The following is a 22,660-nucleotide window of genomic DNA, read 5'->3' as shown; positions in this document are numbered from 1 at the left end:
CTCCCGCACAAGCTGAGACTAGGTAATATATATACATCTAACTACGAATTAAAGGCATACAGTGGAAATTCAAGAATTAAAAGCATTGATTAAAGAAACGATGCGTGAAGTTCTACAAGAAGAAAGACTTCGACTCTGCCAAATTCTTATTCCTTACATAAGTGATGATGAGCAACGCGAACTTGAAGCCGAATTCGGTCTACCTTCAGATGATGCTGAAGATGAAGTAATTGATATGACCGATTGGGTAAGATATGGCAATAAAATTTCGCAAAAAAGCGATTAAATTTTTAGAAAAAGCAAATCCTGAAGATGTCGAAAATATTCGGGAGCAAATAAAGCAAATTTTTATTGCTGTCGAAGACCAAGGCATTATCCCGTTTACAGAATTAGATATCAAAAAGATGAAAGGTGATTGGGAGGGATTTTACAGACTACGTATAGGTAAAAACAGAATTATTTTTACAGTTGATATTGATTCGAGAGACATCGAAATTTACGCTATTGGTGCGAGAGGAGATGCTTATAAAAAATAATTCGTAATTAGTAATTTAATAACTGGGAATTACCAAAGTAATTTTGGAAAATATACTGAGGTTTAATGGTACTAAATTGAAGTAATATTTCAGTTTAGTACTTATACTGTGTATTATGTTTAAGCCTCTGTCATTTGCTTTAGTTGCAGCTACAATTCTAGTTGCATCAATCAATAATCCCAATGCTACTTTAGCTCGAACTTGTGCCTCTAAGTGTGGGTCGCACCCAATTCAGTTTACACCTGGGCAACACATCCGAGTTGAAGTTGTAAATAGCACACCTAACCCGATCAAAATTCAAAAACCCTCCGAGACTGATGCAATATCCTTGAGTCCAGGGCAGAAATTAAACTTAGGACAAATAGAAGGTACAGAACCAAATACATCTTTGATATTTTGGAGCGAAACAGGTTTATCACTACAAGCGATTGTCTCTAAACTTAACTTTGGTACATTGCGCCTGGAACTCCGTCCGACTTGGCGCTCTCCGGGCGATCGCTCGTTATATATTATGGATGATGGCAGAATAAACGTGTTTTAGATAGCAAATAATGTTATTAGTTATGAGTTAAGAAAAAATTTTAAATTCAACACTCCTAACTAATAACTCCTGACTTGTATTGTGCTACACCGACCTGTATCTGAGCTATCAAAACCTAGCAAGCGTTTACCCGATCAGCGCTGGCAAATTTATCCACAAAAACCAGAATTTGCCCAAAATCTGGCGTTTTTGACAAATCTTTCACCCATTATCAGCCAGTTATTAATTAATCGGGGGATCGAAACACCAGAACAGGTACAAGCATTTTTAAATCCAGAGTCTTTAGTTTTGCCTTCGCCGTTAGAAGATTTCCCTGATTTGGCGATTAGTTTAGAGTTGTTGGAAAATGCGATCGCTTCTCAAACAAAAATTGCTATTTGTGGTGACTACGATGCTGATGGGATGACTAGTACTGCTCTACTTTTGCGTAGTCTCCGCACTTTAGGCGCACAAGTAGATTATGCTATCCCCAGCCGGATGCACGAAGGTTATGGTATTAATAAACGCATAGTTGAAGAATTCCACAGCGAAGGTGTGGGATTAATTCTGACTGTAGATAATGGTATCTCTGCGTTTGAACCAGTTGCCAGAGCTAAAGAACTTGGTCTTGCAGTAATTATCACCGATCACCACGATATCCCCCAAAAATTACCACCAGCTAACGCTATCCTCAACCCCAAATTAATAGCCGAATCCTCACCTTATCGGGGTGTTGCTGGTGTTGGTGTTGCTTACATTTTGGCAGTGTCTCTAGCACAACAGCTAGGTCAGGCTAAGGGCTTGATCCAGCCGATGCTAGCATTATTTACACTGGGAACGATCGCAGATTTAGCCCCCTTAACTGGTGTAAATCGTCGCTGGGTAAAACGTGGTTTACAACATTTACCCAAATCCAACTTAGCTGGTATACAGGCGTTAATTCAGGTAGGTGGCGTGCAGGCGAGAGATGAGGGAACAGGGGGAGCAGTCCCTAGTCCCCAGTTCCCAGTCCCCAGTCCCAAATCCCTGAAGCCTGAAGATATCGGGTTTCGCTTGGGCCCGCGCATTAATGCTATTGGTCGGATTGGTAATCCCCAGACTGTGATTGAATTGCTGACTACAGATGATATGGGGGTGGCGCTGGAAAGAGCAATGCAATGCGAACAAGTCAACGCCTCTCGCCAAGAGATGTGTCAGCAAATTGAACAAGAAGCGATCGCTTATGTAGAGACGGAATTTGTTACGTCTCTACAAAAAGACCGTGTATTAATTGTTGTTCAACCCAATTGGCATCATGGCGTTATTGGGATTGTCGCCTCTCGTTTGGTAGAACGCTACGGTGTTCCTGTGTTTATCGGTACTTATGAAGATGAGGGACATATACGCGGTTCTGCACGCTCAATTCCAGAGTTTCATGTGTTTGAAGCTTTGGAATATTGTCACGATTTACTAGGCAAATTTGGCGGACACAAAGCAGCCGGGGGATTCTCTTTACCAGCAGAAAATTTAGAGATGGTGCGATCGCGTTTGATTGAGTTTGCTAACCAGTGTCTTGAACCCCAACATCTCAAGCCTCTGCTAAAAATTGATGCCGAAGTCAACCTCAACCATCTCAATCAACAGCTTTATCAACAGCTTAATGCTCTACATCCCTGCGGTATGGACAACCCCGATCCAGTTTTCTGGACACCTAATATTCAAGTGGTTGAGCAAAAAATCGTTGGTAAGGGTCACATCAAACTGACCGTTGCCCAAACTATAGATAATCAGGAGTATAAAATCAAAGCGATCGCTTGGCGTTGGGGCGACTACTTCCGTTTACCACCGCGAGTGGATATCGCTTACAAATTGCGAGAAAATTACTTTAACGGTAACACTAGCATTGAGCTAGAGTTAATCGGAGTCAGACTGCCAATTCCGATTCAACAATTTTTTGCTTCGCCACCTATCCAGTCAAGCACCACATTTGAATACAACCAGCGACAATATACTTGTGGTTTCTATAAAAACGGTATTGAAGCAGAATTAAGAATTAGAAATTCTGAAGGTAAAGTCTTAGCCATCCAGCCAGGACATATAATTGGTTTGCTGGGCACTAATCGTCAAAACGCTAAAGAAGTTAATATTTCTCAACCACAGTACGACAATATTATCCAAGCTGCCCTTCAGGCGTTATCAGTACTGAGTGCTGAGTTATGAGTTATGAGTTATGAATTCTTAATTAACTTCTCACTCCTAACTCTTAACTGTTAACTCCTTAGTCAGCACTCAGCACTCTTATAGGTTGCCGTTGCGAAATGCCAGCACAAAGATTACTGCTGGGCCAGCAATCACGATGAGCGCCACGGACAACAATTGGAAAATAACTTCCCAATTGATACTAGTAAAAGCGTTAAACAAGTCAGACACAGCGTCAAACATTTTTCCTTTTCTCCTGCCAATAGTCTTAAAAAATTCAATAACTTAAATTAGAAAACCCGAAATCGATCATATATGGCTATGGACTGTTAGATTTAATTTACTTAACAAAATTATAAGAAAAGATATAAAAACGTAAAATAGGGGGATTGGGCATTGGGGACTGGGGGGACTAGTTCGGTTAAGGCAAGAGACGCGATGAATCGCCGTCTCTACAATAATCAGTCTTTCATTTTGATAGCGATTTATTGCGTCTTTGCGATCTCAAATTTTCATCAAAAAACCTTAACCGAACCGTATTGGCTCCCAATCCCCAATCCCCAGTCCCCATTACCCCTTATCCCCAGAGGGGGCCCCACCTTCCCCAATCCCCAGTCCCCAATCCCTAATCCAAAATGTCAACTTGGCAATGTGTAAAGCAATGTGGAGCCTGCTGTAATCTCGATCCAGCAGAGCGTCCAGACTTGGAAGAGTACCTCTCTCCACCAGAACTAGAACTCTACCTCAGCATGGTAGGTGAAGGGGGATGGTGCGTTAATTTCGACCATACTACGCGAGAATGTCGCATCTACCCCAATCGTCCGCGCTTCTGCCGTGTGGAATCAGAAGTGTTTCAAGATATGTATGGGGTTGAACCAGAAGAAGTCAACGATTTTGCTATTGACTGCTGTCGCCAGCAAATAGAAGGAGTTTATGGCGATCGCAGTTTAGAAATACTACGCTTCGACCAAGCTGTTGGCCTTTGACATCCAACCCTGCTTTTTTTGTGTGAGATTGCAATTTATGACAAAAATCTGAGAAAATGATAGAAATATGAAAACACCCTAGCAACCAAAACTACTGCTTGTGAAACTTGATTCTGCACCTTTGGAGATTTCTGGCATATCTCACACTGAGATCGAGCTAGAACTGGAAGACAGCAATGATTTTAACTTAACTCCTGCGATCGCTCCCTTGGTTCAGCCTGTAATTGCCGATAGTCCTCAAAAGCAGCAATCAACGTTGGTAATTTTTGGTACGACTTTTGTAACCATTTTTCTAGCAGAAATTGGAGATAAAACTCAGCTATCCACTTTGTTAATGAGCGCACAATCTCATTCGCCGTGGGTGGTATTTATCGGCTCGGCGGCAGCCCTAATAACCACCAGCTTATTAGGTGTACTTTTAGGTAGTTGGATAGCCAATCGACTCAGCCCGAAAACTGTAGAAAAATCAGCCGGCGTAATGTTGTTGGTAATTTCCCTAATGCTATTTTGGGATGTATTTACTAGTTATTAGTCATTAGTCATTGGTCATTGGTCATTGGTCATTAGAAAAATTCCCCACTGCTCCTTAATTTATATGGATTGGCATTTATTAGGACTGAGCTTTATTACGGTTTTTTTATCAGAATTGGGTGACAAAAGTCAGCTAGCGGCGATCGCACTTTCAGGACGTTCTAATTCTCCGCGTGCAGTGTTTTTCGGTGCAGCAGGTGCATTGCTGTTGACAAGCCTGTTGGGATCGTTAGCAGGGGGTGCAGTAGCGGAATTATTACCTACACGGGTTTTAAAAGCGATCGCGGCTGTAGGATTTGCCATTCTTGCTGCACGTCTGCTGTTGTTTAACAATGAACCATCGGCAGATTCTGAAAAAACACCTTAAAGAAGAATTCAGAATCCAGAATCCAGAATCTAGAAATCAGAATTAGTCTTTGTGAGCGATTGGAACGCGTCAAGGTTTTAAACCAATCTCACTCAGCTGGACTTTAATTCATACTGAATTCTGACTCCTGAGTTCTGAATTCTTTTTTACAAACGTTCCCAAGCAGTTCCTTTGTAGCCGTATTGAAAAATTTCTGGATGCAAAATTTCTGCCAAAATTTCTAGAGAATCTACCAGTCGCGGCCCTGGACGATTGAAATAAGAATTGCCATCAGTAATGTAGACTCTACCAGTTTCGGTAGCATGTAGTTTTTCCCACTCTGGACGTTGAGTTAATAAATTGGCTTCTTTGCGAGTGCGGTTTAAATCAAAGCCACAAGGCATAAAAACAATTATGTCGGGATTAGTTGTTAATAGTGTTTCCCAAGGCAAGATCGGAGAAGGCTGACCTGTAGCGCAAAATAAAGACTGTCCTCCTGCTAAGTTAACTAATTCAGGAATCCAATTAGCGGCGATCATCAAAGGATCGATCCACTCGATACAAGCGACAGTAGGCAGTTCATCTAAAGAAAGTCCTTGGATTTTTTGCTGACAAATTTTGACGCGAGCTTCTAAATTTTCTAAGACTTTTACCGAGTCTACGCCAAAGGTGTTGCTGACTCGTTCAATGTCAGCCCAAACATCTTGGAGAATATTGGGTTGTAAAGAAATAATCTGAGGTTTACTGTCAATGAGTGTAGCAACTGCCTTTTCAACATCGTGTAAGCTAACAGCACAAACATCGCACTGGTCTTGAGTGAGAATATGGGTAGGCTGCAATTGCTCTAAAACATCTGTTTTGATTTCATAAATACTCAGAGCAGATTGCAATAACTTGTTCACGTCGTCGTGAATTTGGCTGCTGGAGGCATCACTGTTTAAACGTGCTTGGGTACAAATGGGGCGATTGAGGATTTCTGGAGGGTAATCGCATTCGTGCGATCGCCCCACAATAGCATCAACCAATCCTAGTGTCGCTAAAATCTCTGTTCCACCGGGAATCAGGGAAACAATTCTTACATCACTATCTGTCATCGCTCCACCTCCGCAAAAGCTGCCGTTACCTTAAGTTTGGCAGAATTTGAGCCATTAAGTATCTTTCTCTAGGAGAATCAAGGGTATTTTGCTAATCAATACTAAGCAAGAAATTGTACTAGGGATTGGGTATTGGGAAAAGTCTTTAGCATTCCCCAGTTTCAAATAAAAAATACTATACTACTTATACTACTTGATAGTAAAATTACTTAATCGTGAAATTACTAGAAATGCTAATTACCCCCTGGCAAAAATTATTGGTATGAAGTAACAGAAGTAATCAGCAAAATCTAGCTTATAACTAATTAGCCAGAATCATAAAATTTAGTTAGAAAAATTATACTTTCCGGTTATGAAAAACCATAGCAAGTAATTGTAGTTATACAAAGACAGTTCTACTTTTTCCGTAGAACTGCAAGTCCAAATTATTTCTTCTTGAGGGCAACTAATGCAGGTGGTGTCAGCTAGAAATATAACAGAGCACAACCAGGCCCAAGAGGCTTTACGAATCAGAGAAAATAGTCGGCGAAAACAAAGCCAGATGCTGGTGCAACTGGCAAGAAGCAAGACATTTCAGCAAGGTAATCTCAATGCGGTGTTGAGGGAAATTACAGAAACTGCTGCTCAGACGCTGTTAGTAGAGCGAGTTGGGGTATGGTTATATAATGAAGAACGTTCAAAAATTGAATGCATTGATTTGTATGATGTTAGGACTAAGAAGCATACCTTTGGTAACTCGCTTTTAAAAACAAATTTTCCTGCTTATTTCCAGGCTTTAGAAGGGGAACGTACTATTGCCGCAGATGATGCCAGAAACGATCCCAGAACCCAAGAATTATCCGAGTCTTATCTTTCAGTTTTGGGCATCACATCTATACTAGACGCACCAATTTGGCTAGAGGGTCATTTGATAGGCGTAGTGTGTCACGAACACATAGGTGAAGGTCGCCAATGGACTTTAGAAGAAGAGAGTTTTGCTGGCTCAATTGCAGATTTTGTGACACTGGCTATAGAAGCGAGGGAGAGAAACGTCGTACAGGAAGCACTGCGACAGAGTGAGGCACAATTTCGGGCGATTTTTGAGCGTTCCTCTATCGGCATTGGCCTGATAGATATGAAAGGGCAGATAGTTGATACTAATCTGGCATTATGCGAGATTTTAGGATACAGCCGAGAAGAGTTATACGGCAAGTGCTTTACAGATTACATTTCCATAGAAAGGGAGGATTTAAAACTTTACAAACAACTGATGTCAGGAATTCGCACAGACTTAAAGAGAACTTCGAGGGATGGTTTACAACCCCCCAAACATCAGAAACAGCTTGTCGAAAGACATCGTATTGAGATAGAAAGATGCTGCCAGCATCAAAATGGTAACTTACTTTGGACTCATATCTCTGTTTCTGTTATACCAGGCAGCAATGGTAAACCTGAGTTTTTTCTAGCGATGATTGAGGATATTACTGAACGTAAACAAACAGAGTTGAAACTACGTGCCTCTCAAGAAGCAGCAGAAGCTGCCAATCGAGCAAAAACTGAATTTTTAGCAACCATGAGCCATGAGTTGCGGACACCTCTGAATGCGATTATGGGTTTGTCACAGTTATTGCAACAAGAAATAGTTGGTTCTCTGAATGAAAAGCAGAACGAATATGTAAGTTGTATATATAGTAGTGGCGAACATCTACTGGCAGTGATTAACGATATCCTTGACTTATCTAAAGTAGAAGCAGGTAAAGAGGATCTGTTATTATCATCTTTGTCAGTGGTAGATATATGTAATTATGCTATCTGGACAGTGCGCGATCGTGCCTCAGAAAAGGAATTGCAACTCACACATGAAATTGACCAAGAAGCTGATATTTGCATTGCTGATGAGCGGCGCATCAAGCAAATGTTACTCAACCTGCTCACTAATGCGATTAAATTCACCCCAGCAGGCGAAGTATCGCTGGTAGTCAAAAAAGTGCCACAAGGGATAACGTTTACAGTTTCAGATACTGGCATTGGTATAGACTCAAGTCAGTTTCAATTTTTATTTGAACCGTTTAAACAGCTTGACAGTCGGTTAAATCGGCAGTATGAAGGCACTGGTTTAGGTTTAGCTTTGACGCGGAAATTAGCGCGTTTACATGGTGGAGATGTTACCGTGACATCAACTTTAGGAAAGGGCAGTCAGTTCATTCTGTTTCTACCAAATCCAGAGCATCTGGAAAATAGGGAAGATGAGACAAATGAGATAGATAAGATAGATGAGACAGAAGAGGAAGCAAACTTTACCTCGTCCTCCTCTTCTTCAGGCATCTCCACAAATAAAACTATTTTGCTTGTAGAAGAAGAGGAAAACACAGCAACAGTATTGCAAGATTATCTGCACACAATTGGCTACCAAGTCAAGTGGATAGATAATAGTAACGACTTTTTGAAACAGGTACAAAGCTTCCAACCAGATTTAGTTTTTTTTGATTTGCAGTTAGTAAAAGATGCTCATATCTGGAATTTGCTGAATATCCTTAGAAAAGAGCCTTATCGGGAACATTTACCGATTGTAATGATGACCTTTAGCGAACCTTTAGAGGAGGAAATCGCCATACTACCAGGTAGTGTTGATGACTACCTTATCAAGCCAATTCGTATAGTTCAGCTAGAGTCAATTCTAATGAAATATTTTAGTTAATTGCTCATAAACATACATTTTCTTTAAAAAATTACTAAAAAAATACTACATAATTTTACTTTAACTATGAAAATATTTTTCTCATTTTCACATGGAGAATATTAGCTTCTTCAAATATTTCTCCTTCTTCTACAAAATCCAGTTTTTTGTATAAATTTTTCACATATTCTTGAGCATGAATTACGACTTCTGGAATATCTTGGTTAGCTATCACCTGTAGGGCATTTTCCATAATTTTCTTACCAATACCTTGCCCTCTAACTGTCGACAAAACAGCTAACCTTTCTATTTTGGCAGTTTTCTCATTTAAATATCTGATTCTAGCAGTACCTACAGCTTCCACATTTAAATAAGCAATTAGATGATCGGATATTTCATCTTTGCCATCGAATTCTAAAGCGGGATCTACACCTTGTTCTTCTTGAAAAACTGATTTTCTAATTGCTTGAATTGCCGGAAAATCTTTAGGTAATTCAGCAACTTTTATAACTAAATTACTCATTAAACTCTGTTTGATGTTACTACCTATTGTAGTTTAATGTGAGTTTGATGCACCTCTCCCTGCTTTGACCGAAAGTGCAAGCCTGTCCCTCTTTGAGTCGGAGCTACGGTGTACACACAAGTCCTTCTGACCCCCTCTAACTCGCCCTTGGTAAGGGGGAGAACCGGATATTTTCCCCCAATACATCGGGGGGATTAAGAGGGGTAAATCCAGGATTGGGGCTTCATTACCAAGATGTGTGTACACCGTAGGACTCGGAGAGGGAGGGTTTTACGCAGTAAAATCAGAGAGAGATGTTTTGATTGTGCTAATTGACGGACACTATATGAGCCGTGGAATTCACGTTAGTTTAATCTGCACCTTCAATTGGTGCAAAACCTTGACGTTGAATATTTTCTGTCACCGCGCGTGGTTCTAAAAATTGCAGTAAGTAGTCAGGGCCCCCTGCTTTAGAACCTACTCCCGAAAGTTTGAATCCACCAAAGGGTTGCCGTCCAACGATCGCTCCGGTAATATTGCGGTTGATGTACAAATTCCCAACTTCAAACTCTGTCTCTGCCTGCTGAATGTGCGAAGGTGTTCTAGAATAAAGTCCGCCAGTTAAGGCGAAGTTTGTACCGTTGGCGACTGCTAACGCTTCCTGGAAATCTTTCACCCGAATTACCGCCAGCACAGGGCCAAAAATTTCTTCCTGAGAAATTACCGCATTGGGCGATACTTCACTAAAGATGACTGGGCCAATAAAGTAGCCTTGTTCGGGTGCTGGTAATTCCAACGCCACTTCTGCTTCTGCCTTACCCTTCTCAATATACTCGCAAATGCGATCGCGGGCATTAGCATCAATTACTGGCCCAACTTGTGTACTCGGTAACTCTGCTTCCCCAATGTTCAAGGATTTTGTTGCTTCTACCAATCGTTGCACAAAGGCATCATAAATCGGTTCCAGCACAATCACCCTGGAAGCAGCAGAACATTTTTGTCCACTATAACCAAATGCTGACTGCACTATCCCCACAACAGCTTGGTCTAAATCAGCACTTTCATCAACAATAATGGCATTCTTGCCACCCATTTCCGCAATCACCCGTTTCATTTGCTTTTGTCCGGGTTTCAGCGTTGCCGCTTCTGCGTAAATTCGACATCCGACTTCTTGAGAACCTGTAAAAGCAATTACATGAGTATCTGGATGATTTACCAAATGAGCGCCGACTTGCGAACCCTTCCCAGGTACGTATTGAAATACACCTTTGGGAAAACCAGCGTCTACCAAGATTTCTGTGAGTTTCGCTGCAATTACAGAAGATGTTTCCGCAGGTTTGAGGAGAGTGCAATTGCCCGAAACCAAAGCTGCAACTGTCATTCCACAAGCGATCGCTAGCGGAAAATTCCAGGGAGAAATCACTACAGCAATTCCTCGTGGCTGGTAAATATAACGATTAGTTTCGCCAGGTATGTCGTAATTCACACCTTTGTCTAACCGTTCTATCTCATCAGCGTAATACCGACAGAAATCTATCGCTTCCGAAACCTCTCCATCAGCTTCTTTAACAGGTTTCCCAACTTCCAAAACTATCCAAACTGAAAGTTCAGCACGGCGGAGTTCCATCAAATCACCCGCTTTCCGCAAAATATCAGCGCGTTGTTTAGCTGGTGTTTTCTTCCATTCAGGAAACGCGGCTTTCGCAGCTTGCATCGCCTGTTCTGCTTGTTCAACGCTAATCAACCCAACTTTACCAATTACCTCACTGAACTTAGAAGGATTGAGAGAATCAACAAATTCCGGCGGATTAACATACTCGCCATTAATCAGTGGTAAATATGTTTTACCCAACTGTTGACGAACGCTTTGGAAAGCTTGCGCTGCCTTCTTTCTCACCTCTTCCTCGGCGTAATCGGTATCAGCAGCACCAGAGAAATGAGAGTTAGGAATGGAGTTAGGAGTTAGAAGTGAGGAGTTAGGAGTTAAAGAGTTTTCTTCTTTGACAATTGGCGGTGCTAATAATTCTTCAATCGGTCGATTTTCGAGATTTTGCCGTAAAAAAGAACTATTAGCGGTATTTTCTAACAATCGGCGAATTAAATACGCCATTCCAGGTAATAATTCACCGTAAGGACAGTAAACTCTCACCCGATAACCCTTGTCAACTAACGCCTTGGCAACTTTATCACCCATACCGTAGAGGACTTGTAATTCAAAGCGACGGCGGGGGACATTTAAACTTTCAGCTATGGCAATGGCGCGAGAGTGCGATCGCACATTATGGCTACCAATGGCAGAATAGACATATTGATGATTTTCTAACAACAATTGAGTGATGGTTTCAAAGTTAGCATCAGTTGCGGCTTTGTCGTTGTAAACTGGCTGTGGCCAATGCTTCTGCGCTGCTTTGATAGTTTCTTGATCCCAATATGCGCCCTTCACCAAGCGGATTGTCAGGGGATAACCGCGTTCTTTCAACCAAGAAATTACGTCTTTGGCATCTTGTTCGCTATCACGCAGATATGCTTGAATTGTCATGCCAATATCTGTGCGTTGCCGAAATTCTTCTTCTAGTAAGAGTTTTTTCAGAATACTGAGAGTTATATCCTTATAGGCATACTGTTCCATATCAAAATGTACAGCTGCGCCTAATTCTTTAGCACGACGTAGGAGAATCCGAATGCGATCGCTAACTCGCTCCTCACTACCTTTAGCATCTAATGGATCGAATTGGGAATAAAACGCCGTTAATTTCACAGAAACCTGAACTTTTGGTATCGGTTCGCCATCAGCCTCATCAATCGCCGGAATAACTGCCCAATTCTTCGATGCTTCCACCAATTGTTGCATTAATTCTAGATAGCGTTCTAGATAAGACTGCGCTTCCGCTTCGGTAATAACCGCTTCACCAAGTAAGTCGATGGTGAAAGCCATTTTCTCTTTTCGCAGTCGTTCAACTGTTTTGATGACTTGTTTAATATTTTCCCCAGAAATATATTTATGGGCAAGAGTTTCAACGGCTGTCCCAACGGTTGTAGCAGCAACTTGTCCAGGCATCGAGTCGGGGTTAGCAAAGTTTAGCATTCCCTTCAAAGCTGCCGGCAATTCTACAGATTCATCGCCTAAATATTCTTGTAAATGTGAGGCAATTTCTGATTTACTATGCAAAGCCGGTAACGTATCTATAAAGCGAAATAGCTGCACCCGCAATCCAGGGTTACTCATTGCCCAAGCTAGTAATTTATCATCCCAACGCATTTGATCCCGCAGGGAAGAAAAAAACGAACGATTTTCCTGCGTTGCGGCGAGAAGTTGTTTAGCAATTTCTTGGGTTTTAGCTTCGTAGGTGCTTGTTTGTACTTGTAATACCACTGATAATAACTCCGTTAATCAAGGCAAGGCTTTTTGTACAAAGCCTGTGTCTTCTATTTTGACGCTTTCATTTAGCTGTCACCATTATGCTGAATTCGGAATTACTATACCGTAAGGATTTCATTGATTTTGAATGATGTAGTTACGCCGTGCGTTCTAGGAACTTGCAATTAAAAAATATTCCTTGCGGGACGCTTGGCGAACGTAGAGGCATTGTGCATTGGTGTCAACTTAAGCCAAAACCCTTTTAAAATCTCGTTTTCAGCCTCTGGCTGGAAATGCTACTCTTGGCGGCTCTGCCGCGAGGAGAGGGAGGCGGAGTCTCAATCAGGGACATTCCCAGTCGGAGACTGGGAACGAGATAATCTGCTAAAAGCTTTTTCTAGAGTGGCTTTAACCTTAAGTTGACACTAATGGGCATTGCGCCCCGACGACAGATGTGGATTAAATACATAAAAACTGCTATAAACTCATCCTATGACAACGCACTTAACAATGCCCGCTTAAATTCGGCTGCACTCTTAAAGTGAATTTCTGGCTTATCAACCAACGCCAAATCAATCACCTGCGCTAGGGGTTGCATAATTGTTGCATCTCGTTGGCGAATTGGTATGGGATTATTCTGTAAAACTGCCAGAAAAGGGTCGCCTATGAAGTTGCGGGGGAAACAACCTGTTAGCATATTGTAGAGACAAGCCGCAACTGCCCAAATATCTACCTCCGGTTGGGCATATTTAAAGTTAAGCACCTGCTGTCGCGGCATAAAAACGGGAGTACCAGCTTGAGTCCCAGTCAAAGTTTGACCACTTAAACCAGCTAAGTCAAAGGCCTTAGATAAGCCGTAATCACCGATTTTTGCCACCAGCTTTCCGTCAATCTTAGTCAAGAAGATGTTACTCGGTTTGAGGTCGCGGTGAACTATACCTTTACCTTTGCCAAACTTCCCATCAGCCAGTTTGACATAAGGAAGTTCAACATTGTGGGCATATTCTAAAGCGTCTAAAATTTGGAGAATAATCGGTACTGCAATATCAACAGACAATCGCCCACCCAGTTGTTGCATGAAATCCCATACAGTACCGACCTCACAATATTCCATTGTAAAAAAGAAGATAATTTCCGAGAAGCTACAATCCATCAGTTGCACTACATGAGGATGTTGCAAAGCCTTGGTGTTTTCAGTCTCCCGGAGAAACATCTCCACAGCGAAGTCATTCGCCGCCACTGCTGGTAACATGACCTTTAAGGCTATGAACTTGCCAGACTGATTATGCTGTGCTAAATAAACTTCTCCGAATTCACTCGTGCTGAGAAGTTTGACAAGATTATAACCGCTAATTGCTTTGAGGTTGCGATCGCCACTCTTAGCCAAATTCAGAAAGTATTTGATGATGTCTAAGAAATAAGTTTGTTGTACTGGGTTATTTTTGACAGTAACATCATCAGGGATGAAGGCTGGTAGATTTACTCGATCTGGATGTATTTCTATACTAACTTTAAAGACAGTGTGACCTAAATTGATTTCGTCGCCTGTTCGTAAGTCATACTCTGGAAATTGGAATTTTACAGCTTCTTCAGCCGTTTGATTTCGTTGGCGTTGTCCAATATTTTTACCGTTAATGTAAGTGCCATTTTTACTACCAAAGTCCCGCACCCGAATATCAGGAGGATTAATATCTAGTAGACAGTGATAGCGGGAGATGCCCCGATGATTCTCATCATCTGGTAACTGAGGATTGCAATCTGGACTTCTACCGATTATGCAGCTACTGCGGCAATCAAAAATATATTGCTGTCCTAATAATTGTCCTTGGATAACGGTAAGGATGATTTTAGCTGGCATCTTAACAATAAAAAATTAATGCCCACGATCATAACTTACCTGTATCAGATATCACAGTGGTGAACCACTCATATCCCGCTAATATTTGAAATTAACGGTTCCCCTTCCTGTAGGTGTGGTTGCAATACCCAGCAATTCTCGAAACTCCAAAGTTTCATTGATTTATAACTTGTAAATATATTCGCGTGAACTCACTCCTAACCCTTTACTACAAGTAAGGGGAAGAAAATTTTTCCTCTCTTTCTCGTAGCAAAGTTAGAAGGTGAGGTTCTACTTGAAGTCTTCTACTGCTGTTTTAACAGTATGTACTTATTTTTTCTAATACTCAGAATGGGTATACTGCCTCTATGCCTACAGAAAAATTTATGGATATTTTATTTTATAACTGGCAACACACACTCCAACCCTTTGGCGTCGATCGAGTAGCGGCTGAGAAAGCCTTTAATTTCTTGGTTGAAGCTTACTCTACCCCCGATCGCTATTACCATACACTGAAACACATCGATCGCGTCCTCAGCACAATTGAGGTTTTGCAAGGCTACACCAATAACCTAGCTGCTGTTCAACTAGCTGCCTGGTTTCACGATGTAGTGTATGACACTGAAGCCAAAGATAACGAAGAACGAAGTGCAGACTACGCTTTTGAGTTGCTGAGTAATTTGGGTATTCCAGAAAGTATTATAACTACTGTCACCCGTCTGATTCTGAACACTAAAAACCACCAAGCTGCGGTAAATGACTATGATAGCCAAGTCCTAGTTGATGCAGATTTAGCGATTTTGGCTACTAACCAAGTTGATTATCAAGAATACGCCCATGCTATTCGTCAAGAATATGGCTGGGTGGCAGAGGCAGATTATATCACAGGTCGTCAGAAAATTTTAGAACAATTTTTACAGCGATCGCGTATTTATTTTACGCCTTTAATGTCAGAGTTTGCCGAACCATCTGCTCGTGGCAATATCCAGGCAGAAATTCAATCTTTATCGCCTAGTTAGTTTGACATAACACCATACCGCGCTTGCAGTATGGTGTCTGGTGATTTACCGTCTGCCACCACCACGATGAGGTACTTCAGACACTTCAGTGTCTTCTAGCTTTCTTTTCGGTGCAAACATTTCTTGATGTTGTTGCTGTTGAATTTTTTGTTGTGCAAATTTTACGCGGGTACGAACTCCCACATCGGCATCGGTATCGAGTATTTGCTGAAGTTGATTTGTAATCCGTGACGCTTGATCGGGTAAAGTTACTGCTATAGCGATCGCTAGTGTTTCTAAACTCGTCACTGCTGCATAACGCACTATCCACTCTGGATCTTGAGAAATTACTAATAATGCCTCTAATACCTGAGTCTGAACAGATTCCACTTTCTCAGCAGGTAGTTGCTGCCAGCGCAAAGTGCCTAATCCCCTAGCAGCTGCTCGCCGCACGCTTAAGGAAAAATCGTTTTTTGCTGCCTCTAACAAGGTATCCAGCGCCCGGACATCGCCAATTCCCGCTAAGGCGCGAATAGCCCAGGCTCTCGCACTGTAGTTGTAGTCATCAATTAGTTCCAATAGTGACGGTACTGCGACTTCCCCGATCGCAATTAGTCCATCTACTGCCGCCACTGCTGCCCCTGGATTGTTGTAGCCTAAAGCTGCAATCAGAGTGGGAACAGATTCCTCAATACCAGCTGCCGCTAACTCCTGAACTGCGTCTAATAAGCGATCCGAAGAGTCTGCTTCTTCCACAGCACGAATTAATATTTGAGCAAGGTCACTGTTATTCATAATAATTTGCCATGAGTCATTAGGGATCTGCCAATTGTAGCTTAAGCCCTCCGTAGTTGACATCAGACACAAACCCCCTAGCCCTTATCTCGCAGCTATGTTAGGGGTTTATCTGTGGTAAACAGTTGATTTAAGCGTATTAATAACAACTAATGCCTGGGAAATTATGACTACAATAGCGAGTCCATCAAATTTATCACTTTTATCGCACCTGCTGACAAAGTGCTTGTTGCTGTGTGCTTAACTTGATGTTCTAGTAATCCTTTAAGAGAAATTAGCTTCAGGCTATTTTCAGCAAGAGTTTCGGCGATCGCATCTGCTGCGGGTAGATAGCCAATCGCTCCCAAGTCTGCTAACACTGCTCGACGCAATTGCAATTTATCTCCTGCCAGAGCTTTTACTAACCGTTCTCCATAAACTGGTTCTTGGGTTAATTGATACATCGCTCGTGCGGCAGCATATTGCACCAATTCGATTGGATGCTCTAAAAATGGTTTTACCAAAGGGATGCACTCAGTTGCCCTCAAGGCTCCCAAGGCTTCCAAAATGGCTTCGTAGGGTTGAGATAAATCAGGCTTTGAGATCAGCTGCTCTCCCTGCAAACCTACTTGTAATAACTCGATCAGGGCGGGAATGCAAACTGGATCGCCCAGCATTTCTAAGGATTGTACCGCCGCTTCTCGAACATAAAAATCTGAGCAGTCTAAACACGCAATTAAAGGTGAGACTGCCTGGCGATCGCTTAGTTTCCCTAAAGCCCTAGCTGCATTACGTCGCAGAGGATATCCACCTTCTGGTGTTCTGTCGGCTTCATCCTCTAACGCTTTAATCAATCCTGTAACCGCAGCTGCTTCACAGATCCGAAACCTACCCAACCACCAGGCAGCATAAAAGCGCAGACCTAAATCTGCACTCTCTAGATTAGCGATCGCTTGCTCTACTGTTAAAGATTCATCATCGCCAGAGTTACCTGTCGGTGATAAATCTTCAAATTTTTGCGGACTAGAATTCATTATGAAGAAGGAGGATCGCTTTGTTCGCTATTTGTTTTAGCTTCAGCGTTCAATGGCTGAATGCTGACTATTTTGCCACCCAAGCGAGTAATCCGCTGCATTTCTTGATTCATCCGGTTCTCAGGTACTGTGAAAAACACAGTAGCACTAGAACGAATAGGATAGTTGGTTTTTTCAGTTTCTTCGCTTTGGCGCAAACCCACTACTTCATACCGAAAGTAGCGACTACTCGTACTGCTAATTGCTCCAACCATAAAATTAATTCCCAATTCTAGATCGTCATTAGTCGTTTGCCCTTAAAAATGACTATTGACTAATGACTATTGACACTAAAGAGGTTTCACACTTGCTATTTTACCACCTTGTTTTACCACTCTCTGGAAGTAACTAGATAGTTCTTCATAAGGTATAACCACTGCTTGATTGACGCGGCGTGTGCTGGGATACCCAGATCCAAAAACACCTGCTACTTCAATGCGGTAAAGTCTGCCTTCTTTACCAAAGGTTCCCGCACCACCAAAAGTACTGTTGGGGGTAACGCCTTTTTCAGAAGCAACGTATGAAAAGCCTGAAGAAGCACCGGAGGGAGGAACAATGACGGATGCGCTATTGCGACCTAGTTCGCTGGCAAGGCGGGTGTCTTTGCCTTTGAGTTGGGAGGTATCGCTACTGGCATAGCCGCGATAAAGTTGAAATATCCGGGTAAATCCGACAGTTTTTTGTCCTGTTTGGGTTTCAAAGCCGCGATAGTAAGGCACTATATTTTCACCAAAGTTAGATTGATACTCTGGCGAATCAATATAAGAATCGATGTCGGCTTCATATCCCTTGGTTTGATACAAGTCTAAGTGATAGACGACATCAGACTCATCATAAGGGGCACGACCTAACAAATGTTTGTAGTTCAGTTCGATGACGCGAGTTTGGAAGTTGTCGTAGAAAAATTTGGTTTTGTACAGTTCCGATTTAGCTACTTGACGCACAAACTCTTGCACTGTAATTTTTCCATCGCGGAGGATCGATTCAGCACTTGTTAGGCGGTCAGATGCCAATATGTAGTTGTTGCCCAAAACTTGACGATAGACGGCAGCAATTACTCTTTCGATGTCTTCTTTGGTTGCATTCGGACGCAATTCCACAGGAGACTGATCGCTAAAAGGTTCTGTTCCCAGACGGGAAGCTGCTGTTGTAATAGCCATTGGTAATTTTCCTTTTGTAATTAGTAGTTGGAAAAATTAGGAGTTAGGAGTTAAGAGTTAGGACTTAAGAGTAGGGATATAGTTAGGAATTTAAAACTCATAACTTCTAACTCCTCACTCCTCACTTCTAACTCCTCACTCCTAACTCCTCACTTAATTCCCCAATTCCCTATTTATACGGCTGTAATGCTAATAACCTTACTGCCCTTGCGATTCAACTGCTGTAATTTACTAGAAAGTTGTTCGTAGGGTACGATCAATTCCGCAGTACCGCGCCTTACTACAGCTGAGTTTGGGGAAGCTGCTTGTAACACTCTGATCCGGTATGTTTCGCCGCGATCGCCTCTAGAAAGACCTGCTAAAGCTCCAGCAGAGACTGGATAAATGGGTGAAGCTAAATTCTTAGCCACTTCCCAAGTGAGGCGTCCTTGTTTTTGTCCTTGAGCGCGATCGCTATTGGCATAACCCCGATAAAGTTGGAACAGTCGGCTATAGCCAACATTTTTCTGTCCTACTTGACTTTTAAAGCCTCTGTAGTTGGGCACAATATTTTCGCCAAAACTCTCTTGATATTCTAATGAGTCAATGTAGGAATTAATCTCAGCTTCATAACCTTGTGAGTTGTAAAGCTCAACATGGTACGAAATCTCTGACTCATCTTCTGGGGCACGCCCCAATAAATGCTTATAATTCAACTCGATAAACCGAGTTTGGGAGTTGGAGTAGAAAAACTTATCCCGATAGAGTTCTGATTGAGCAATGGCTAGCACAAATCCCCTTACGGTGATTAAACCTTGCTGCAATAGTGATTCTGCACTCTCTAGACGGTCTCCTTCTAGTAGATATGCATTACCTAAAACCTGACGGTAAGCCGCCCGGATAACCACTGCCACATCGGCTTCTGTTCTATCAGGGCGTAGTTCTACTGGTGCTGAATTTTCAAACGCTGCAATCCCTAATCTTGCTGCTTGTCCCAAAGCTGCCATCTTTTACCTCCTCAGTTTTAACTGCAAAACTGAAAACTTTTTAGAAAATTTTTTCTAGTCTTTTAACAGTCTTTTTGAAATTGACACTCACCTTACTTTAAATCAGGTGATTTTTAAGACATAGCTGCCTTAATATCCTGTTTCCACAGGTTCCCAGGCTCACCTTATCAGTTTGGCAGTCCCTCATGGGAGAGAAAAACCTTCAGAAGTTCTCTGTCAGACACTACGCGTAGCTTCCTTCCCTGTAGGGGGCGCGGACTCGTTAACGTTGCACTAGCATCTTTCCTTCCTTACGGAACGTTCCGCCAACACGTAGCGTCTCCTAAGAGAAGGTAGAAGATTGCGCTCGCTGCCTCACCACATCTGCCACTAGGGCGTAGTGATATCTCCTTACGTTATTTCGGGCGTATACTTTCCCCCAGTCCGAGGGTAGGTGTTTAAATCTTGTACTGACAAAAATATTGTGCCAATTGACGGTAGCTTAAAAGAGGCACTGGGTTGTGAACTTTCCCAAATTTGTAGCAAATACCGTGCTACGTCGGCAGCTTTCATCCCTGTTCTAAAGCAAAAAATACAGAACTACGTTCCTCTTTCTCCAGGGTTTTCTGCTAGTTTTTCTTAAAAAACTGCCCGGAGAGATAAACAACTCATAGAACTTACTTGTCATAAGAGCTGATTTCCTCTCCGGGCTAAAGAAACACTCTAGCTTAGAGTATTGATTACATAGTCGATGTAGGAATTTGCTTCAACACCTGGATCGCCGCTTAGACCGTGGTTAGCTTTGATGTACTTGAGAGCTTCAATGTACCAGCTAGGAGACAGATCAAAAGTCCGGTTGATTTCAGCCAAGCCAGAAATCAAGAAGTCATCCAAGGGGCCTGTGCCACCAACAACTAAAGCGTATGTGATAATCCGCAAGTAGTAGCCGACATCACGTACACACTTGCTCTTGCCGCGTGCATCAGCCGCGAAGTTGGGCCCTTGTTGTTGAGTGGTGTAAGGGTACTTGTTATACACCGCTTGAGCAGCACCTTCAGTCAAGCGTTGAGCATTGGCGCTTAAAGCTTTTGCTGCTTGTAAGCTAGCTGGAGCTTGACGGAAGCGACCAAAAGCAACTTGAATTTCGGTGCTGCTGAGGTAGCGTCCTTGAGAATCAGCCGATGCAATTGCTTCAGTTAGAGGTGTTTTTGACATTTTGCTATCTCCCTTTTACAAACTTTATGGTTGAAATTTTGTTTTGTCCTATGGACAATTATTTAGTCAACATCAGCAATGCTTGGCTTAAGCCACAGCAGCAGCAGCACGATCGAAATAGCTAGCTATTTCAGATGACAGAGCGCTGCAATCTCCTCTGGTGATGTTGTTGGTATCGTTGACAATGGCCAAAGAAGCTTGTTTCAGCTTTTGAATACCAACAGCAACTGAAGCTCCTGGGGTTCCCAATGCTAAATAGGTTTCCCGCAAACCATTGAGGGCACGGTCATCTAGCACGCTGGAATCGCCAGCAAAGATAGCGTAGGTGATATAGCGAAGAATGATGTCCAAGTCTCTGATGCAAGCAGCAGCGCGACGGCTGGTGTAAGCATTACCACCAGGAGTGATCAATTGGGGTTGTTCTGCCCACAAATCACGAGCGGCAGCAGCAACAAGAGCAGACGCATTGCTGGTAATCCGGTTAACGGCATCTGTACGCTTGTTACCATCTTTGACTAGTTCGCTCAACGCATCCAATTGTGCATCGGAGAGATATTCCCCACGTGTATCAGCTTGGGAAACTACTTTTGCAAATGCATCTAAAACCATTGCGTTAAATCTCCTACTTTGCTTGGTTAAGAATAATTGGACTCAAAACTGAGTGGTTCAGTTGATTTTTGATGTCAGCACTGCCTGACGAGTTACGAAAGGTTTAAAACAGACATCCCAGAAATAAGTTTACGATCTCCAGGCTTTCAGATTAAAACTTTTGTTAAAAAACTTCAAACTTCTATGAACGACTGGAAAACCTGATTAAGATGTTGTTTTTTACTTCCAAGTTCTCTTTATACAATGCTGCCGTATCATTATTTATTACAAATTATTGTTATGTTTGTGAAATTTGTTTACATAACTTCATATTGTGGTTTATGTTTAGTTTACGAGCCGAGCGCTGCTCTTGTGGGAGGGCAATAAGTGTTGTAGTTACTGTAACTTTGTAGTTATGTCTGATATGTCTTATGTAAAATTACTCAAATTTATTTTGGAGAAAGGCAATAACGCGCTTGAATGCTTGGGAGTCTTGGTAAAGAAAGCCGTGACCACCCTTAAAGAACTCTAAATACGAACCTGGTATCTGTTTGTGCATTGCCTCAAGATTGGCAGGAGGAGATATGCCATCGTGATGACCGCCGCAGATATAGACAGGAATATGCAGTTGAGAAAGTCGATTATATGTATCGTGAGCAGCACGAGCCTCAAGCTGGCGACGACGCCCAACTTCACGACTTGGTTGGTCTGTACCCGCTTGAAAAACTGCTAGTGTCAGCTTCACTAATTCCTGAAATTGTGTAGTTCGGCTAGAGAGCCAAGCTTCCTCTTGCCAACGGGTATCAGCAATTGTGATTTGCCGATGAGCTAGTTCTTCAGTAGGAAGGTTCGCGAGTTCATGTAGTGGATATGACGACCCACCAGCACCGCCACTACTGGTACAGGCCAAAACAAGACGTTTAACGCGGTGTGGATAGCGCAGTGCCAACTCTTGGGCTACCATACCCCCAAAGGAAATTCCGATGACATGAGCGTTCTCCCACCCGACTGCATTTAACAAAGAGTCTGCATCGGCGGCGTAATCTGCTATGGTGTAAGGAATATCAGGTTTTGAGGTTTGACCCAGACCGCGCTGATCGTAGGCTAAGATTTCAAAGTGTGGGGCTAATGGTGAGTCAAAAATAGTCGGCGATCGCTGCAAATCTACTCCAGTACCACTAATACTGAGCAGGCGTTGACCAGTGCCACGAATCTCATAATACATTTGCAGATCGCGAACAGATACAAATGGCATGAGTATTTTTCCTGATAAATTTTGGCAAATTTGGCTCAAGGAGCGATCGCAATATCTCTAAATAAGCATTTTCCTTGAAATATTGTAT

At 42.3% G+C, this 22,660-nt stretch carries 22 protein-coding genes; 9 read left to right on the top strand and 13 right to left on the bottom strand.

The annotated features are described in order from the left end of the window. The first annotated feature begins 61 nt into the window (after positions 1-61). From RMZ42_RS23000 to RMZ42_RS22985, 4 genes are all read left to right on the top strand, one after another. On the top strand, positions 62-286 hold the full coding sequence (locus RMZ42_RS23000; protein WP_322673589.1) for a hypothetical protein: 225 nt from the start codon (positions 62-64) through the stop codon (positions 284-286). Beyond that, complete coding sequence (locus RMZ42_RS22995; RefSeq protein ID WP_322673588.1) at positions 255-536, top strand: type II toxin-antitoxin system RelE family toxin; 282 nt, start codon at positions 255-257, stop codon at positions 534-536. Before RMZ42_RS23000 ends, RMZ42_RS22995 begins: the two co-directional genes overlap by 32 nt. Before the next feature lie 115 nt (positions 537-651). Beyond that, a complete protein-coding gene (locus tag RMZ42_RS22990) occupies positions 652-1,077 on the top strand; it encodes a hypothetical protein (protein ID WP_322673587.1) in 426 nt (141 codons plus the stop codon). An 81-nt stretch (positions 1,078-1,158) separates the two neighbouring features. Further along, the gene (locus RMZ42_RS22985; RefSeq protein WP_322673586.1) at positions 1,159-3,255 is read left to right on the top strand and encodes a single-stranded-DNA-specific exonuclease RecJ; all 2,097 of its coding nucleotides are present in this window, start codon (positions 1,159-1,161) and stop codon (positions 3,253-3,255) included. A 78-nt stretch (positions 3,256-3,333) separates the two neighbouring features. Here the strand turns inward: RMZ42_RS22985 and psb30 are convergent, their stop codons facing one another. Further along, on the bottom strand, positions 3,334-3,477 hold the full coding sequence (gene psb30, locus RMZ42_RS22980; protein ID WP_069068686.1) for a photosystem II reaction center protein Ycf12/Psb30: 144 nt from the start codon (positions 3,475-3,477) through the stop codon (positions 3,334-3,336). 392 nt (positions 3,478-3,869) lie between these two features. Between psb30 and RMZ42_RS22975 the strand changes: the two genes are divergently transcribed. The 3 genes from RMZ42_RS22975 to RMZ42_RS22965 all read left to right on the top strand — a co-directional run bounded on the left by RMZ42_RS22975 (position 3,870) and on the right by RMZ42_RS22965 (position 5,118). Next, a complete protein-coding gene (locus RMZ42_RS22975; RefSeq protein ID WP_322673585.1) occupies positions 3,870-4,220 on the top strand; it encodes a YkgJ family cysteine cluster protein in 351 nt (116 codons plus the stop codon). Between the two features lie 100 nt (positions 4,221-4,320). After that, complete coding sequence (locus tag RMZ42_RS22970; RefSeq protein WP_322673584.1) at positions 4,321-4,752, top strand: TMEM165/GDT1 family protein; 432 nt, start codon at positions 4,321-4,323, stop codon at positions 4,750-4,752. Positions 4,753-4,815: 63 nt separating this feature from the next. Beyond that, positions 4,816-5,118, top strand: coding sequence for a TMEM165/GDT1 family protein (locus tag RMZ42_RS22965; protein WP_322673583.1), 303 nt, complete (start codon positions 4,816-4,818; stop codon positions 5,116-5,118). Positions 5,119-5,264: 146 nt separating this feature from the next. On the opposite strand, the gene RMZ42_RS22960 is transcribed toward RMZ42_RS22965, so the two are convergent. Then, the gene (locus tag RMZ42_RS22960) at positions 5,265-6,191 is read right to left on the bottom strand and encodes a cobalamin-binding protein (RefSeq protein WP_322673582.1); all 927 of its coding nucleotides are present in this window, start codon (positions 6,189-6,191) and stop codon (positions 5,265-5,267) included. A gap of 448 nt (positions 6,192-6,639) precedes the next feature. On the opposite strand from RMZ42_RS22960, the gene RMZ42_RS22955 reads away from it, so the two are divergent. After that, a complete protein-coding gene (locus tag RMZ42_RS22955; protein WP_322673581.1) occupies positions 6,640-8,868 on the top strand; it encodes an ATP-binding protein in 2,229 nt (742 codons plus the stop codon). 64 nt (positions 8,869-8,932) lie between these two features. On the opposite strand, the gene RMZ42_RS22950 is transcribed toward RMZ42_RS22955, so the two are convergent. The 3 genes from RMZ42_RS22950 to RMZ42_RS22940 form a co-directional block, all read right to left on the bottom strand. Next, positions 8,933-9,370 (bottom strand): GNAT family N-acetyltransferase, encoded by a 438-nt coding sequence (locus tag RMZ42_RS22950; protein WP_322673580.1) that lies wholly within the window; start codon positions 9,368-9,370, stop codon positions 8,933-8,935. Between the two features lie 349 nt (positions 9,371-9,719). Beyond that, a complete protein-coding gene (pruA, locus tag RMZ42_RS22945) occupies positions 9,720-12,722 on the bottom strand; it encodes an L-glutamate gamma-semialdehyde dehydrogenase (RefSeq protein WP_322673579.1) in 3,003 nt (1,000 codons plus the stop codon). A gap of 475 nt (positions 12,723-13,197) precedes the next feature. Continuing rightward, positions 13,198-14,565 carry a protein kinase domain-containing protein gene (locus tag RMZ42_RS22940; protein WP_322673578.1) on the bottom strand — a complete coding sequence of 456 codons (1,368 nt, stop codon included), beginning with the start codon at positions 14,563-14,565 and terminating at the stop codon, positions 13,198-13,200. 347 nt (positions 14,566-14,912) lie between these two features. On the opposite strand from RMZ42_RS22940, the gene RMZ42_RS22935 reads away from it, so the two are divergent. After that, positions 14,913-15,563 carry a hypothetical protein gene (locus RMZ42_RS22935; RefSeq protein WP_322673577.1) on the top strand — a complete coding sequence of 217 codons (651 nt, stop codon included), beginning with the start codon at positions 14,913-14,915 and terminating at the stop codon, positions 15,561-15,563. A gap of 45 nt (positions 15,564-15,608) precedes the next feature. On the opposite strand, the gene RMZ42_RS22930 is transcribed toward RMZ42_RS22935, so the two are convergent. From RMZ42_RS22930 to RMZ42_RS22895, 8 genes are all read right to left on the bottom strand, one after another. Then, complete coding sequence (locus RMZ42_RS22930) at positions 15,609-16,400, bottom strand: HEAT repeat domain-containing protein (protein ID WP_322673576.1); 792 nt, start codon at positions 16,398-16,400, stop codon at positions 15,609-15,611. A gap of 107 nt (positions 16,401-16,507) precedes the next feature. Then, positions 16,508-17,350, bottom strand: a complete 843-nt coding sequence (locus RMZ42_RS22925) for a HEAT repeat domain-containing protein (protein ID WP_322673575.1) — start codon at positions 17,348-17,350, stop codon at positions 16,508-16,510. Continuing rightward, entirely contained in the window at positions 17,350-17,604 is a 255-nt protein-coding gene (locus tag RMZ42_RS22920) for a phycobilisome linker polypeptide (RefSeq protein WP_322673574.1), read from the bottom strand. The genes RMZ42_RS22925 and RMZ42_RS22920 overlap by 1 nt, the downstream gene beginning before the upstream one ends. Before the next feature lie 75 nt (positions 17,605-17,679). Continuing rightward, on the bottom strand, positions 17,680-18,549 hold the full coding sequence (locus RMZ42_RS22915) for a phycobilisome linker polypeptide (protein WP_322673573.1): 870 nt from the start codon (positions 18,547-18,549) through the stop codon (positions 17,680-17,682). A gap of 173 nt (positions 18,550-18,722) precedes the next feature. Next, a complete protein-coding gene (locus tag RMZ42_RS22910) occupies positions 18,723-19,535 on the bottom strand; it encodes a phycobilisome linker polypeptide (protein ID WP_322673572.1) in 813 nt (270 codons plus the stop codon). A 702-nt stretch (positions 19,536-20,237) separates the two neighbouring features. After that, entirely contained in the window at positions 20,238-20,729 is a 492-nt protein-coding gene (gene cpcA, locus RMZ42_RS22905; protein ID WP_322673571.1) for a phycocyanin subunit alpha, read from the bottom strand. Between the two features lie 87 nt (positions 20,730-20,816). Continuing rightward, entirely contained in the window at positions 20,817-21,338 is a 522-nt protein-coding gene (locus RMZ42_RS22900) for a phycocyanin subunit beta (protein ID WP_322673570.1), read from the bottom strand. 418 nt (positions 21,339-21,756) lie between these two features. After that, the gene (locus RMZ42_RS22895; RefSeq protein WP_322673569.1) at positions 21,757-22,572 is read right to left on the bottom strand and encodes an alpha/beta hydrolase; all 816 of its coding nucleotides are present in this window, start codon (positions 22,570-22,572) and stop codon (positions 21,757-21,759) included. Positions 22,573-22,660 lie beyond the last annotated feature (88 nt).

The organism is Nostoc sp. DedQUE05 (assembly GCF_034530955.1).
In the GTDB taxonomy this organism is placed as follows: Bacteria; Cyanobacteriota; Cyanobacteriia; order Cyanobacteriales; family Nostocaceae; genus Nostoc.
The sequence above is the reverse complement of the archived record's forward strand: the minus strand, read 5'-3'. Positions and strand labels throughout refer to the sequence as shown.

Excerpts from the sequence above, each read along its gene's own strand:
- psb30 (WP_069068686.1), bottom strand. The coding sequence starts at position 3,477 with ATGTTTGACGCTGTGTCTGACTTGTTTAACGCTTTTACTAGTATCAAT.
- RMZ42_RS22910 (WP_322673572.1), bottom strand. The coding sequence starts at position 19,535 with ATGGCAGCTTTGGGACAAGCAGCAAGATTAGGGATTGCAGCGTTTGAA.
- RMZ42_RS22925 (WP_322673575.1), bottom strand. The coding sequence starts at position 17,350 with ATGAATTCTAGTCCGCAAAAATTTGAAGATTTATCACCGACAGGTAAC.
- RMZ42_RS22940 (WP_322673578.1), bottom strand. The coding sequence starts at position 14,565 with ATGCCAGCTAAAATCATCCTTACCGTTATCCAAGGACAATTATTAGGA.
- cpcA (WP_322673571.1), bottom strand. The coding sequence starts at position 20,729 with ATGTCAAAAACACCTCTAACTGAAGCAATTGCATCGGCTGATTCTCAA.
- RMZ42_RS22965 (WP_322673583.1), top strand. The coding sequence starts at position 4,816 with ATGGATTGGCATTTATTAGGACTGAGCTTTATTACGGTTTTTTTATCA.
- RMZ42_RS22895 (WP_322673569.1), bottom strand. The coding sequence starts at position 22,572 with ATGCCATTTGTATCTGTTCGCGATCTGCAAATGTATTATGAGATTCGT.
- RMZ42_RS22950 (WP_322673580.1), bottom strand. The coding sequence starts at position 9,370 with ATGAGTAATTTAGTTATAAAAGTTGCTGAATTACCTAAAGATTTTCCG.
- RMZ42_RS22975 (WP_322673585.1), top strand. The coding sequence starts at position 3,870 with ATGTCAACTTGGCAATGTGTAAAGCAATGTGGAGCCTGCTGTAATCTC.
- RMZ42_RS22915 (WP_322673573.1), bottom strand. The coding sequence starts at position 18,549 with ATGGCTATTACAACAGCAGCTTCCCGTCTGGGAACAGAACCTTTTAGC.
- RMZ42_RS22990 (WP_322673587.1), top strand. The coding sequence starts at position 652 with ATGTTTAAGCCTCTGTCATTTGCTTTAGTTGCAGCTACAATTCTAGTT.
- RMZ42_RS22960 (WP_322673582.1), bottom strand. The coding sequence starts at position 6,191 with ATGACAGATAGTGATGTAAGAATTGTTTCCCTGATTCCCGGTGGAACA.
- RMZ42_RS22935 (WP_322673577.1), top strand. The coding sequence starts at position 14,913 with ATGCCTACAGAAAAATTTATGGATATTTTATTTTATAACTGGCAACAC.
- RMZ42_RS22955 (WP_322673581.1), top strand. The coding sequence starts at position 6,640 with ATGCAGGTGGTGTCAGCTAGAAATATAACAGAGCACAACCAGGCCCAA.
- RMZ42_RS22920 (WP_322673574.1), bottom strand. The coding sequence starts at position 17,604 with ATGGTTGGAGCAATTAGCAGTACGAGTAGTCGCTACTTTCGGTATGAA.
- RMZ42_RS22930 (WP_322673576.1), bottom strand. The coding sequence starts at position 16,400 with ATGTCAACTACGGAGGGCTTAAGCTACAATTGGCAGATCCCTAATGAC.
- RMZ42_RS22900 (WP_322673570.1), bottom strand. The coding sequence starts at position 21,338 with ATGGTTTTAGATGCATTTGCAAAAGTAGTTTCCCAAGCTGATACACGT.
- RMZ42_RS22995 (WP_322673588.1), top strand. The coding sequence starts at position 255 with ATGGCAATAAAATTTCGCAAAAAAGCGATTAAATTTTTAGAAAAAGCA.